At 71.0% G+C, this 13,526-nt stretch carries 12 protein-coding genes; 10 read left to right on the top strand and 2 right to left on the bottom strand.

Features of this window, described 5'->3' with window-relative positions:
* Both LAO51_17280 and LAO51_17285 read left to right on the top strand, forming a co-directional pair.
* Window positions 1-194, top strand: a 194-nt coding sequence (locus tag LAO51_17280; protein ID MBZ5640495.1) for a hypothetical protein, incomplete at its 5' end; no start/stop codon positions are given.
* Window positions 176-1,609, top strand: coding sequence for an aldehyde dehydrogenase family protein (locus tag LAO51_17285; GenBank protein MBZ5640496.1), 1,434 nt, complete (start codon window positions 176-178; stop codon window positions 1,607-1,609). The genes LAO51_17280 and LAO51_17285, both read left to right, overlap by 19 nt.
* A gap of 69 nt (window positions 1,610-1,678) precedes the next feature.
* On the opposite strand, the gene LAO51_17290 is transcribed toward LAO51_17285, so the two are convergent.
* Both LAO51_17290 and LAO51_17295 read right to left on the bottom strand, forming a co-directional pair.
* Window positions 1,679-2,374 carry a site-2 protease family protein gene (locus LAO51_17290; GenBank protein ID MBZ5640497.1) on the bottom strand — a complete coding sequence of 232 codons (696 nt, stop codon included), beginning with the start codon at window positions 2,372-2,374 and terminating at the stop codon, window positions 1,679-1,681.
* Between the two features lie 9 nt (window positions 2,375-2,383).
* Entirely contained in the window at window positions 2,384-4,609 is a 2,226-nt protein-coding gene (locus tag LAO51_17295; protein ID MBZ5640498.1) for a sulfatase-like hydrolase/transferase, read from the bottom strand.
* Between the two features lie 62 nt (window positions 4,610-4,671).
* Here LAO51_17295 and LAO51_17300 point away from each other — a divergent pair, with 62 nt between their 5' ends.
* The 8 genes from LAO51_17300 to LAO51_17335 all read left to right on the top strand — a co-directional run.
* On the top strand, window positions 4,672-5,460 hold the full coding sequence (locus LAO51_17300; protein MBZ5640499.1) for a hypothetical protein: 789 nt from the start codon (window positions 4,672-4,674) through the stop codon (window positions 5,458-5,460).
* Window positions 5,461-5,537: 77 nt separating this feature from the next.
* Entirely contained in the window at window positions 5,538-6,359 is an 822-nt protein-coding gene (locus LAO51_17305) for a helix-turn-helix domain-containing protein (protein ID MBZ5640500.1), read from the top strand.
* Window positions 6,356-7,453, top strand: coding sequence for a hypothetical protein (locus tag LAO51_17310; protein ID MBZ5640501.1), 1,098 nt, complete (start codon window positions 6,356-6,358; stop codon window positions 7,451-7,453). Before LAO51_17305 ends, LAO51_17310 begins: the two co-directional genes overlap by 4 nt.
* Window positions 7,454-7,474: 21 nt before the next feature.
* A complete protein-coding gene (locus LAO51_17315; GenBank protein ID MBZ5640502.1) occupies window positions 7,475-8,446 on the top strand; it encodes a tetratricopeptide repeat protein in 972 nt (323 codons plus the stop codon).
* On the top strand, window positions 8,443-9,183 hold the full coding sequence (locus LAO51_17320; protein MBZ5640503.1) for a Stp1/IreP family PP2C-type Ser/Thr phosphatase: 741 nt from the start codon (window positions 8,443-8,445) through the stop codon (window positions 9,181-9,183). The genes LAO51_17315 and LAO51_17320 overlap by 4 nt, the downstream gene beginning before the upstream one ends.
* 125 nt (window positions 9,184-9,308) lie before the next feature.
* A complete protein-coding gene (locus LAO51_17325; GenBank protein MBZ5640504.1) occupies window positions 9,309-11,012 on the top strand; it encodes a hypothetical protein in 1,704 nt (567 codons plus the stop codon).
* A gap of 89 nt (window positions 11,013-11,101) precedes the next feature.
* Window positions 11,102-13,096 carry an arginine--tRNA ligase gene (argS, locus tag LAO51_17330; protein MBZ5640505.1) on the top strand — a complete coding sequence of 665 codons (1,995 nt, stop codon included), beginning with the start codon at window positions 11,102-11,104 and terminating at the stop codon, window positions 13,094-13,096.
* Window positions 13,097-13,119: 23 nt separating this feature from the next.
* A partial coding sequence (locus LAO51_17335; GenBank protein MBZ5640506.1) for a hypothetical protein occupies window positions 13,120-13,526 on the top strand: 407 nt, incomplete at its 3' end.

Here is a 13,526-nt window from a genome sequence, read left to right on the forward strand (position 1 = left end):
GCAACGTGACCGCCGGCGCGCGCCCCGTCGCGCCGGCCCGCTCCTCGGAGCCGGGTCAGGATGTCACGATCCATGCGCCCGCGTCGAGTCCCGGAAGCATCGTCAGGACGCTACCCGAGGCGCCGCCCTCGCTCCCGCTTGCAAACGCCGCGGATCGCAGGTACAAGTCCGGGCGGTGGACCGACGTGCACTGATCGTGGGAGGGCTCGACGTCGTCACGGCGGCGTCGATCGAAGTGTGGAGCCCGTTCGACGGAGCGCCGGTCGCGGCGGTATCGCGCGCGGGCTCCGCCGAGCTCGAATCCGCGCTCGACGCCGCGGTCCGCGGCTTCGCGGCGGTCCGCGCTCTTCCCGCGTGGCGGCGGTCCGAGATGCTCCACGAGGTCGCGCGGCGCCTCGCCGCCGAGAAGGAGCGTTTCGGGCGCACCATCGCGCTCGAGGCGGGCAAGCCGATCGCCCAGGCCCGCTCGGAGGTCGACCGCTCGATCCTCACCTTCCGCACCGCCGCGGAGGAGGCGGTTCGGATCGGCGGGGAGGTCCTGCCGCTCGACCTCCTCCCGGGCAACGACGGCCGGTTCGCGATGTGGCGGCGCTTCCCGGTCGGGCCCCTGGCCTGCATCACCCCGTTCAACTTCCCGCTCAATCTCGTCGCGCACAAGGTCGCGCCGGCGATCGCGGCGGGGTGCTCCTTCGTGCTCAAGCCGGCGTCCCAGACCCCGTCGTCGGCGCTGGATCTCGCCCGCCTGATGCTCGAGGCGGGCGTGCCGGCCGAGGCGGTGTCCGTGGTCCCCATGGGAGGCACCGAGGCGGGGCCGCTGGTCGAGGATCCCAGGATTCGGGCGCTCTCGTTCACCGGCTCCCCTTCGGTCGGGTGGGACCTGAGGCGCCGCGCCGGCCGCAAGAAGGTCGTGCTGGAGCTGGGCGGGAACGCCGGTCTCGTGGTGGATCGCTCGGCGGATCTCGATCTCGCCGCGTCGCGGGCCGTCGTTGGCGGCTTCTTCCAGGCCGGGCAGAGCTGCATCTCGGTCCAGCGGATCGGCGTCCACGAGGACGTGTTCGATCCGTTCCTCGAGCGGCTCCTCTCCGGCGTGCGAGGACTCGTCCTGGGCGACCCGCTCGACGAGCGGACCACGGTGGGCCCGGTGATCTCCCTCGGGGACGCGGAGCGCATCGAGGCTTGGGTGCGGGAGGCGGTGGACGGCGGCGCACGGATCCTGGCGGGAGGCGGCCGTCACGGGACGCTCGTCGAGCCCACGGTTCTCACCGGGACTCGGCCCGAGATGAGCGTCTGCGCGAAGGAGGTGTTCGGCCCGGTCGTCGCCGTGGAGCGATTCCGGTCCATCGAGGACGCGATCGCCGAAGTCGATCGCTCCGATTACGGGCTCCAAGCGGGGATCTTCACCCGCGACCTCGGCGCCGCGATGGCGGCCTGGGAGAGGATCGAGGTCGGCGCGGTCGTGGTCAACGACGTTCCGACCTATCGCCTCGACCCGATGCCCTACGGCGGCGTCAAGGGCTCGGGGGCCGGCCGCGAGGGGCCTCGCTTCGCGATCGAGGACTGCACCGAGATGCGCCTGCTCGTGATCAACCCGGTTCCGCCCGAGGGGTGATCCCCCCGAGGTCGACGGCACGCGTCCAGGGCAAGGAGGAGGCGTGGAGCTGTCCCGGGTGTGCGCGTCTCAACCGTACAGCCGCGCCGCCACGAACCGGAGCACCGGACCGAACGCGTAGGGGAACAGGAACCAGGCCGCCGCGAGCCCCGCGAGCGACGCCATCGGTGAGCGCCGCAGGCGGTCCATCAGCTCACGCGCCGGCGCGACGATCCCCGCGAGCACCGAAGCACCGTCCATCGGGGGGAGGGGGATGGCGTTGAAGACCAGGAGCACCAGGTTCAGCACCAGGAGGATCGAGAGCATCCGGCCGAGACCGTCGACGACCGCCGGCGTGCCCGCCATCGGGACCACGAGGCGGTCCAGCGCGGGGGTCAGCGGGACGTCGAACCAGCCGGTGGAGAGCCCGACTTTGAGGCAGGAGAATCCGAGAGCCGCGAGCACGAAATTCGCCGTCGGGCCGGCGGCCGCCATTGCCGCGGCCCGTCCGGGGTGGCGGTCCTGCCAGTCAGGGTCGTACGGCGCGCTCGCCCACCCCATCATCCAGCCGGTCTGGAAGTACGTCAGAAGCGGCACGATCACCGTTCCCAGCGGCTCGCGCATCACGTGCGGCACGGGGTTCAGCGTCACCTGGCCGCCGAGGTAGGCGGTATCGTCCCCTCCCCTGCGCGCCGCCCACGCGTGCGCCGCCTCGTGGCAGGTGAGCGACAGCAGGAACACCGCGTACCAGATCGGCAGGACGGCGAGGGTGGCCTTGATGTCCAATGGATCCTCTCAACTCTTCCCGACACGACGGATGAGGGCGCGCGCGATGCCGAACAGCCTCGAGTCGGCGCCCGGCTGCGTCAGGAAATCCCGCGCGGCCCGTGCCGCGGCGTCCCGCTCCCCCAGCGCCAACAGGGCCTGCGCCCAGAGCAGCCGCGCGGACGGGTGTTCCGGCTTCGCCGCGGCCAGCGTCTCGAGGTCCGACGCGGCGCCGACCAGGTCCTCTTGCCTGCGCCGGATCTTGGCGCGATCCAGCAGCGCGTCGGGCTCGTCGGGCTCAAGGGCGAGTGCGCGGTCGAGGAATCGCCGGGCCTCGGGGAAGAGGTTCTTCTGCGCGGCCGCGTGCCCGAGGCGGGCCCAGCCCTGGGCGCGGACCGCGACGTCGGCGCCCTCCGAGAGGAGGAGCTCCTTCTCCGAGCCGGCGAGATCGCCCGTCACCGCGAGGGCGAGCCCCAGTGCGGCCTTGACGGCCGGGGTCTCGAGACCGAGAGCGAGGGCGTGTCGGTATTGCACGACTGCGCCCGCGGCGTCCCCCTGCTCGTTCATCGCCTCGCCGAGGCCGAAGTGGGCGTCCGCGGAGGACGGGTGGATCTCGATGGCCGCGCGGTACGCGGCGGCGGCGTCCGCCGGCCGCCGGGCGTCGCGGAGGGCGCTGCCGAGATTGCGCTGGATCTCGTAAACCCCTGGGCCGGCCTTCGCGGCGGCCTCGAGCCGCGCCAGCCCCTCCGCCGGCCGGCCGAGCGCGCGGAGCACGCCGCCCATGGTGGCCAATGCCAGCGGGTTGCCGGGATCCGCTGCGAGCACCTCCGCGAGCCGCCGGCGCGCCTCCTCGAGGCGTCCCGCCGAGACCAGGGATCTCGCCTCGAGGAACGCGTCGTTCTGGGCGATCAGGCGCTTGGGATCGGGACGGTCCTTCCGGCCCGCCGCCGGCGATCCGCCCGAGACGTACCCGAGGCTCAGGAGCCTCGCCCGCTGCTCCTCACCCATCACCTGCGCCGCCCCTTCCGCCGCGGGTCGCAGATCCGACGTGAGCGCCGCGAGCCGATCCCGAAACGCCGCGACATCGCCGGGCGCTTCCACGGCCAGGTTTCTCGCCTCGCCCGGATCGCTCGCCAGATCGTAGATCTCCGGCTCGGGCGCCTCCACGTACTTCCGCGCTCCTTCGCGAAGCGCGTAGAGGGGCGCCCAGCCGTAGGCGCGCTCGCCGTAGAGCGACTCCGAGTACACCGGGCCGCGTTCCGCTTCCGCACCGCCCCGGAGCGCCGGCGCGAAGCTCCGCCCCTGCGCTCGCGGCAGCGCGGGCATCCCCATCAGATCGAGGAGCGTAGGCGACAGATCCACGCCCGACACCACGCCTCGCAGCTTGAGCCCCGCGCGCACGGTCCCGGGGTATCTCACGATGAGGGGGACTCTGAGCGTCCCCTCGTAGAGGAGCAACCCGTGGGTCCGCTCTCCGTGCTCCCCGAGGCTTTCCCCATGGTCGCCGACCACGGCCACGACCGCCCGCGCGAGGAGCCCCCGGCTCTCCATCGCGTCGATCAGGCGACCGATCTCCGCGTCCATGTAAGCGATCTCGCCGTCGTACGGGCTCGTCGCGAATCGCTCGCGAAACGGTGACGGCGGACGGTACTCGACGTGCGGATCGAAGTAATGGACCCAGAGGAAGAACGGCCCGGGCGCGAGTCGCGGCAGCGCCGCGATCGCCGCGTCCGAGACCTCGGCCGCGGTCCGCTCCGCTGCCACGTCGTAGAGCAGGCCCGCCGTCGCCACCGGCTTCGCCCGCGGCTCGTCGTAGAGGTCGAATCCCCGGGCGAGGCCCTGCGTCGCGGCGAGGACCCCTGAGCCGATCACCGCCGCCGTCCGGTAGCCGCGTGACTTGAGATGCACCGCGATCGTCGTCTCGCGGTCCGGCAGCCTGAAATCGGCGTTGTCGCGGACGCCGTGGCTCGGCGGATACAGGGACGTCAGGATCGAGGCGTGCGACGGCAGCGTCAGGGGAGCGGTGGCGACCGCCCGCATTGCGAGCGCCCCCTCGGCGGCCAGCCGGTCGAGACGAGGGGTCGCCGCGTTCAGATCGCCGTAGCACCCCAGGTGATCCGCGCGCGTCGTGTCCAGGGTGATCAGCACGAGGCTCTGAGGCGGGGATCCCGCGGGCCCCCCGACGAGCGGGGAGACCATGATCGCGGCGGACACCACCGCCCACAGGAACCGGCCCTGGGCGACACTCCGCTTCATCGCGGTCAGAATAGGGCGAAACCGCCCCCCCGACCAGCCCGATCCGGCCTATATTCCCTCGCGTGACGAATCGGCCCTCCCGGGAGACGCACCCTGCCGCGAGCAAGGCGCGAGGGCGCACCGCCTCAGCCGCCGAGCTCAGGAGCGCCCTGGCGTCGGCGCCGCCTCCGTTCCTGGCGGGCGCCCTGGAGAATCCCGAGCTCGGCCCCGACGAGGTGCTGCTCTTCCTCCGGAACCGCTCGGCGCCGGCGGCGCTCCTCGCGCGCGTCGGTCGCGACACCGAATGGACGCGGCTCCAGGAGGTCAAGCTCGGCTTGGTCCGCCACTCCAACACCCCTCCGGCGATCGCGCGCAGCCTGGCGGCCCACCTCTACCCCAGGGACCTCGCCGAGATCGCCGAGGACGTGCGCGTCCGGCCCGTGGTACGCCGCCTGGCGGAGGAGATCCTCAAGGCGAGTGTCGCGGAGATGACCCTCGGGGCGAGGATCTCCCTGGCCCGGAGGTGCAGCCGGGCCCTGATCTCCGTGCTGCGTGACTCGGCGGAGGTGGCGGTGCTGCGAGCGCTTCTGGGGAACGGCCGCCTGGTGGAGGCCGACGCGGTCATGATCGCTTCGGGGGGCAAGAACCCCGTCGAGGTGCTTCGGATGCTCGCGTTGAATCCGGTTTGGGGGGTGAGGCGCGCGGTCAGGCTGGCGCTGCTTCGCAATCCCCGTACCCCCGTTCCCGCCGCACTGGGCCTGATCCGCGGCATGTCCCGCCAGGATCTGGCCAGCCTGGCCGAGGACCGCGAGGCGCCCCGGATCGTCCGGGTCGGCGCCGAGCGCCGTCTCGGCGACGGTCCCGGCGGTTGACAGCGGCTTCCACGGCTTCCTACAATCGCTCGTCGGTCGAATCGAATCGGCAGGTCCGGCCCCCCCGGAGTTCTCCTGTGTCCTTGACGTCCTTCGGAGAGAACCTGAAACGCGAGCGCGAATTGCGCCATATCTCGCTCCGGGAGATCTCGGAAGCGACCAAGATCAATCTGCGCTATCTCGACGCGCTGGAGAAGAACGAGTTCCGGCATCTCCCGGGGGGGGTGTTCAACAAGGGCTTCATCCGCGCGTTCGCCCAGTACATCGGGATCGACCCGGAGGCCATGGTGGAGTCCTACCTCGAGGAACTCCAGCGTCAAGAGGCGCGCACCCAGGAGCGGGAGAAGGAGAAGGGCCGGAGGACGGCGGTCGAGCCCCGCCGCGGAGCACCCACGCGTGAGGCTCCCGGGCCTCGGCGCGCCCCGTGGATCGCCGCCGCGGTCGTCTTCGTCGTCATCGCGGTCGCGGCGGTGATCGGTGTCTCGACGCTCCTCCACCGCCGCGCTCGCGCACGCCTCGCGTCGCCGGCGCACGCCGACGTCACCGCTAAGGAGGCGGGCGCCAACCGGGAAGCCCCGGCTTCCTCGCCGCCGGCGGGAGGCGCCGCCGCCGAGCCCAGGCTCGAAGGCATCGCGGCGAAGATCGTCGTCGATCGGCCGGTCCGGGGCTCGATCACCTGCGACGGCACGCTGGTCCATTCCCTCGAGTCCCTCCCCCAAGGCGCGATGCTGGACGTTCACTGCCGGGAGACGCTCGTCCTCGACGCAGACGACGCGGGCGCGCTCCGCGTCGGGGTCGACGGAGCCGCGCCCGTTCGCCTGGGCGGCGACGGCACCCCGCTCATCGGCCACCGCATCGTCGCCGCCTCGGAGCGCGCGCCGGGGGGAGGGACGCCTTGAGCGCCCCATCGCCCACCGACGCCCTGGTGGGGAAGGTCCTCGACGGATCGGCCCCACTGACGCTCCGCGCCGCCGCGGCCCGCGGGGCCCTGCCCGTGGGGCGGGCGGTCCTGGCGAGGCTCTACCTTCACCTTCGCAACGACCCGGACGACACCGTCCGTAGCGAGGCGGAGTCGAACCTCGCGGGCCTCGACGGCGGAGCGATTCGCGAGATCCTCTCCGACCCGGCGTGCCACGCCGAGGTCCTCCGTCACTTCGCCGCGGCTGCGGCGAGGAACGAGGGGCTGGCGGAGATCGTCGCGTTCCATCCGGAGGTCCCCGACGACGCGCTCTCGGTGCTCGCGGCGGAGGGAAACTCCGCGGTGATCGAGCTGGTCCTCACGAACCAGACGCGGCTCCTCGGGAGCGCGGGGCTCCTGGACCGCCTGACCGCCAATCCCGCCTTGCGGCCCGACCAGCGGGGCCGGATCCTCGACCTCCTCGCGCATTTCTTCAAGGACCAGGAGACGGCCGGCGCAGCCGCGCCCGGCGGCTCGACGGGGATCGACGAGGTGGACGCGACCGAGGCCGCTCGCCTCCTCCAGGTGGACGTCGGCGAGCTGTTCGCGGCGAGCGAGATCCTCGACGGCGACGAATTCGAGAAGGCCGACGATCCCGTGGTCCGGAGCGTGTACCACAAGATCCTCAAGCTGATGACCGCGCAGAAAGCCATGCTGGCCATGAAAGGCGGACGCGAGGAGCGGACGATCCTGATCCGCGACACCAACAAGGTCGTGGCGCTGTCGGTCCTCAAGAACCCGAGGCTGACCGAGATGGAGGTCGAGAGGATCGCGGCGATGCGGAACGTCTCGGACGAGGTGCTGCGCGCGATCGGCGCCGGCCGCGAGTGGTCGAGAAACTACGGGGTCGTGTCCGCCCTGGTGAAGAACCCCCGCACCCCGCCAGGGATCTCGACGAACTTCATCCCCCGTCTCACGGTCCGCGACTTGAAATGGCTCGCGGCGGACAAGAACGTGCCGGAGATCGTCCGGCGGAACGCGAAGCGGAACTACGAGATGAGAATCCAGCAGCAGGATCAGAAACTCAGGAAGTGAGAGAGTCGCGGGAGACCGACGATGCGCCTGCTCAAGGAAATCCTGAACCTCATGGGGGGCTACCACGTGAAGTCCGGGATCTACCATTACTACCGCAACGAGTACAAGCAGGCCGTGGATTTCTTTCGGAAGGCGCTCCGGGACGAGCCGACCCTCGCCGAGAGCGACCGGCGCCTCGCGCGGTACTACATGACCGAGACGTTCGTGAGCTCCGCGGAGCGCTTCGAAAGCAAGGACGATCCCGAGGCGGCGGAGCGCGATTTCGCCCGTGCGGTGGAAGTGAGCCCCGATTACCCGGACATCCGCTTTCGGCACGGACGCGTGCTCGAGAAGCTGGGCCGGCACGACGACGCGATCCGGGAGTACGAGGCTGCGCTCGACAGCGATCACGGTTACCTGGACGCCAAGGTCGCACTCGCATTCTGCCTGCTCGCGGTGGGGCGCGAGGAGGAGGCGGCCGAGCGGTTCGCGGAGGCGCTGGAGATGAAGGTGCGCCACGTGCGGGACCCGTACGAAAAGGGGCTTCTGCGCCTCAGGGAGGGGATGATCGACGAGGCCCGCGAGTTCCTGAGGGAGGCGTTCTTCTCGGCACCGGACCGTTTCGCCGAGCACTACCGGAAGGCGCTGCAGCTCCTGAAGGCCGAGGATTGGGAGAACGCGCTGGACGAGATGGACCAGTCCATGGAGCTCAACCCGAAGTTCGCCGACCTGCACAACTACCGCGGCATCTGCCTCTGCCAGCTCGACCGCGTCGAGGAGGGGATCGGGGCGTTTCGAAGATCGGCGGCGCTGAACCCGGACTACGTGGAGGCCCGGCTGAACCTGGCGTTCGCGCAACTCCGGGCCGGACAGTTCAAGGAGGCCGAGTCCCAGCTCGAGGCGGTCCTCGCCCTCGATCCGACCCAGACCGCCGCGGCGCTGAAGGTCGAGGAGCTGCGCACGGGGCGCGCGTCGGAGTCGCGGCGCACGCCTCCGCGCGGAGGGACGAGATGAAGCCCGCCGCGCACGGACTGACCGACGTCGGCCGCCGTCGGGACAAGAACGAAGACGCCTACCTCGTGGAACCGTCGATGGGCCTCTACGCCGTGGCGGACGGGATGGGCGGGCACGCCGCGGGTGAGATCGCGTCGAGGCTCGCGATGGACGCGCTCTCTGACTCGATGCGACGGGGCGGCTGGAACCCGGACTCGGACGACACCGACGAAGCGACGCGGCGCCTGGAGTCGGCGGTGCTCGAGGCGAACCGGAGGATCTGCGACTCGATCCAGTTCCACGACGAGCAGCGGGGAATGGGCACCACCCTGGTCGCGCTGCTCACCGCCGGGGGCAGGGCGGTCCTGGCGCACGTGGGCGACTCGCGCGCCTACCTGCTTCGCGGCGGAGCGCTCGTGCGCCTCACGAGCGACCATTCCTGGGTGAACGAGCAAGTCAAGCTGGGGCTCCTTTCCGACGACGACGCTCAGCGCCATCCGATGAGGAACATCGTCACGCGCGCGCTGGGCAGCCGCCCCGACGTGGCGATGGATCGTGGGGTCGAGGACATGCACACCGGCGACGTGTTCCTGCTCTGCTCGGACGGCCTGAACACCATGTTGAGCGACGACGAGATCCGGGACCTGATGGATCGGCACCGCGGCCAGCCGGAGTCCGCCTGTCAGGCGCTGGTGGCGGCCGCCAATCAGCGCGGGGGCGAGGACAACGTCACGGTCGTCGTGGTCGTGGTGCCCTGAGCCCCGATCAGGTTCATAACCGGAGCGATTCCAACGGGCTCGTTTGACGGGACGGCCGATTCCGCCTATATTGGGGTGGCTTCGGCGCGAGACTTCCATGCGCGCGCCGTGAGCCTGGAGGCCGGGTGACGAAGTCCGCCACCTCAGGGGGGAGGAAGTTCGTACCCGGGGCGCTGCTGCTCCTCGCAGCCGTCGCCGCGTTCTCCCCGGCACGGGCGGACGCGATCGTCGCCTCCCGGTCCGCGACCCGGGCGCAGTCGCTCTCGGTGCTATCGGGTGGCGGCCCCATCCCGGTGGTGTGTCTCACGCCGCTGATAGAGTCGTTGCGGCAAGATCCCGCCACGGGAACCCCTGCCTCGCGGCGCGCGCTGGCATTGCTCCAGTCGGAATCGTCGTTGCTGGGAGAGCGCCGGGTCATGGACCGCGATGGGACGTCGATCCGGTACAGCGTGGACCGGATGTCCTTCGATCGCGTGGACCCGATGGACGGGGACGGCGACGGCCTGCCGGACGTGGTGGAAGCCGTGCTCGACGGGCTCGCGGCGACCCGGCGGCTGCTGGTGGACCAGATGGGGCTCCCGGGTCCGGGGCCTGCCGACGTGGTCCTGGCGAAGCTCGGCGGAGGCATCGATGGCTATCTGGTGCCGCCGGGCCGAAGGGACGGCAAGCCGCTCCTGATGATCGAGGCGGCGCCTCGAGGAGGGGCCGCCGTAGCCCGCAACGCGGTGATTCACCAGTTCGCCCACGCGGCTGCCCTCGCGGCCGGCCCCGCGATCCCGGTTCAGTTCGGAGAGGCCCTTGCGACTTGGGCCGTCTTCCGGCTCTCGGGTGGGCCCGACGCCCGGGTCGCCGGCCTGCTGGCCGAACGGCTGGAACGACTCGACGCCGGGCTCGCGACGGACGATCTCGCGCTTTCCGCGGGCAACGCAGCGTGGTTCGCGTACCTGGACGAGGCGTACGGCCTCACTGCGGTGAGCCTCGCCGTCGAGGAGCTTTCCACCGGAGCGGCGCCCGCCACCGCGCTCGATCGCGCGCTCAGGCGCGCGGTCGGCGAGCCCTTCAACGCGGCCTTCCGGGACTTCCACCTCTGGTCGGTCCTGACCGGCGGCCGTGCGGACGGACAGCACTTCTCGTTCGCGGATCGGCTCCCCTCCCCTTCGTTCGCCGCCACGGTGGACGGGCTGCCGGCCCTGTCCGTCCAGGCGGACCCGCCGGTCTCCGGGCTCGGCGCGGCGCAGATACTGTTCCGGCCGTGGGAGTCCAGCGGGGGGATGAATCTCCGATTCGAAGGTGAGATCGGGAGCAGGTGGGAGACCGACCTCCTGCTGGTGGATCCTCGCGGTCACGTCCGTCGGCTCGCCCTTCCGCTCTCGACCGAGGCCCGCGGGGAGGTGACGGTCCCGCTCAACCGGGTCGCCGAGGCGATCCTCCTGGTGAGGAACCTCGACGGCGACGGCCGCTCGTCGCACCGCTACACGTGGTCGGCGTACCGGGACCCCGATTACCCGTGCGAGATCTCCTCCGTCGACGTCCGCGGCGCCGAGCTGCCGGCAGGCGCGGTGCTCGTGACGTGGGAGACCGCGTCCGAGAGCGCGCTCGCCGGATTCAACGTGCTGCGAAGGCGCGAAGGCTCGCTCGACGAGATTCGGATCAACCCGATCGGTGTGCCGCCTCTGGGCGACGCCGCGACCGCTGCCGCGTACCAGTTCCTCGACACGACCGCCGCACCGGGTGTCCGGTACGTCTACCGGATCGAAGCCGTCACTCCCGAAGGACTGTCCAGCTTCTCGGAGTCCCTCGCGAGCGGCCCCGCCACGCCGCTTCCCTGAACGGGGCCCGAGGCCGCCGACCCGCGTTCTCCCGGGCACCGGGAGCTCCAGCCCCTGTTGTATAGTTCGGTGGCCCGAGGGACCAAGACGTGGGCGTCAACTCACCCGAACGAGCGTTCCAGTCGGCGCTGCGCGCTGCCGTCGCGAAGGCGCTGGGGATCGAGCCGCCGGCGGTGCCCCTCTCGTACCCCCCCCGCGCGTCGCAGGGCGACCTCGCGAGCCCGCTCTGCTTCGAGCTGGCCCGTACGCAGAAGAGGGCTCCGCGAGCGTTGGCCGAGGCCATCGCGCGAGCGTTCGAGCCCGGGCAGGGGATCGAGCGCGTGGAGGTGGCGGGAGGCGGCTACGTCAACGCCTTCCTCGACCGGAACGCGTTCCTCCGCCTGTGGCTCCTCGGCGATCGCGTGCGCGAGCCCCAGGCTGCGGGAGCCAAGACCATCGTCGAGCACACGAACATCAATCCGAACAAGGCGGCGCACATCGGGCATCTCCGGAACGCGATCCTCGGCGACACGCTGGTCCGCTGCCTCCGCCAGCTCGGCGAGACGGTGGAGATCCAGAACTACATCGACGACACCGGCGTGCAGGTCGCGGATCTCGTCGTCGGCTTTAGGGTCCTGCGCGGCGAGGATCTGGAAACGGTCCGCGAGCGCTATGCCGAGGAGGCGCTTCGGGCCCGCGGGGAGCGCTTCGACGTCGTCGGATGGGACCTCTACGCCGAGGTCACCCGGTACTACGAGGAGGACCCCTCGCGTCTTCGCCACCGCGAGGAGACGCTCCACGCGATGGAGGCCGGAGGCAACCCCGTCGCCGATCTTGCCACCCACGTCGCCCGACGCATGGTCCGCCACCATCTCGCCACCATGAACCGGATCGGGGTCCGATACGACCTGCTGCCGAAGGAGAGCGACATCCTCGCGCTCGGGTTCTGGGAAGATGCCTTCGCCCGTCTCAGGGAGGCCGGCGCGGTCCGCCTCCTCGACGAGGGGAAGAACGCCGGCTGTTGGGTGATGGACCTGCCCGGCGTCGAGCAGGGCGCCGGCGAGGACCAAAAGGTGATCGTCCGATCCAACGGCACGGTGACCTACGTCGGGAAGGACATCGCGTACCAGATGTGGAAATTCGGCCTGCTCGGCCGGGACTTCCGTTACGAGCTGCTGGACTGGACCCCCTTCGCGCCGCTGTACGAGGTCTGGGCGACCACCCGCGACGGGGGAGCTGCGGAGCATCCGTCCTTCGGCCACGCCGGACGCGTGGTCAACGTCATCGACACACGGCAGTCGTACCTCCAGCGGGTCGTCGCCGAGGGCCTGAAAGCGCTGGGCCATCCCTCGGAGGCGGACCGCTCGGTCCACTTCTCGTACGAGATGGTCGCGCTCACGCCGTCGGCGGTGGCCTCGCTGTTCCCGGACCGGCCGCTCACCGACGAAGACCGCTCCAAGCCGCACCTCGAGATGTCCGGACGCAAGGGACTCGGGGTCCGCGCTGACGACCTGGTCGACGCGATCGTCGGCAGGGCGGAGGAGGAGGTCCGAAAGCGGAATCCGGAGTTCGACGGGGAGCGGGTCCGCGTCACGGCATCGCGGATCGGCGTGGGCGCGCTGCGCTACTACATGCTCCGTTTCTCCAGGAACCGGGTGGTGGCGTTCGACATCGACGACGCGCTCGCCTTCGAGGGGGAGACGGGACCGTACCTGCAATACTCTGTGGTCCGCGCGCGGAACATCCTGGCGAAGGTCGCCGAGCGCCACGGGCGGGACGAGACGGACGCGGCGACCCTCGCCTCCACCGTCGACCTCGGCGCGCTGGCGCGGGACGACGAGACCGATCACTGGAGCCTCGCGTTGCTCCTCTCCCGCGTGGAGGCCGTGGTCCGGCAAGCCGTGGACTCCCTCGAGCTGTCGACGGTCGCCAAACACGCGCACGCGCTGGCGCAGGCATTCAACTCCTTCTATCACCGCTTTCCGGTGGCTCAGGAGGAGGATCCCGTGGTTCGGAGGACCCGCTCCGCGCTCGTCCGGCTCTATCACGACGGGATGGTGCATCTCTTGGGGCTGATGGGCATCGAGGTGCCCGACCGCATGTAGCGGCGGCACCGCCGGAGGCGACGGTGGGGCTTAGGATCCTGATCCTCGGACGACTCCCCGACGACGTGCGGCGTCAGGTCGAAGGACTCGGCCACGGTGCCATGGTCCATGACCTCGCCGCGGGCGACGATCCCGAGGAGGCCCTCCGTTCCCTCGCACCCGACCTGGCGATCCTCGGACCTCCGGGTCCGCTCGCGTCGTCCCTCGGGGCGGACGGGGCGGAAGCGCTGGAACGCCGGATCGAGCACGAGTACGTGCGGAGCGTGCGGTACCGCCATCCTCTCGCCGTCGCCCTCCTCTCCGTGGACGACGTCGCCGGCCTCGCCCGCATCCACGGCCAGGCCACGGTGGACGCGCTCGCCGATTCCCTCGTCGAGGCCGCGCGGCGGGCGATAAGGGAGGTCGACATCCTGTTCCGTTCGTCCCGCAT

The organism is Terriglobia bacterium, from assembly GCA_020073205.1.
In the GTDB taxonomy this organism is placed as follows: domain Bacteria; phylum Acidobacteriota; class Polarisedimenticolia; order Polarisedimenticolales; family JAIQFR01; genus JAIQFR01.

Excerpts from the sequence above, each read along its gene's own strand:
- LAO51_17315 (MBZ5640502.1), top strand. The coding sequence starts at position 7,475 with ATGCGCCTGCTCAAGGAAATCCTGAACCTCATGGGGGGCTACCACGTG.
- LAO51_17295 (MBZ5640498.1), bottom strand. The coding sequence starts at position 4,609 with ATGAAGCGGAGTGTCGCCCAGGGCCGGTTCCTGTGGGCGGTGGTGTCC.
- LAO51_17320 (MBZ5640503.1), top strand. The coding sequence starts at position 8,443 with ATGAAGCCCGCCGCGCACGGACTGACCGACGTCGGCCGCCGTCGGGAC.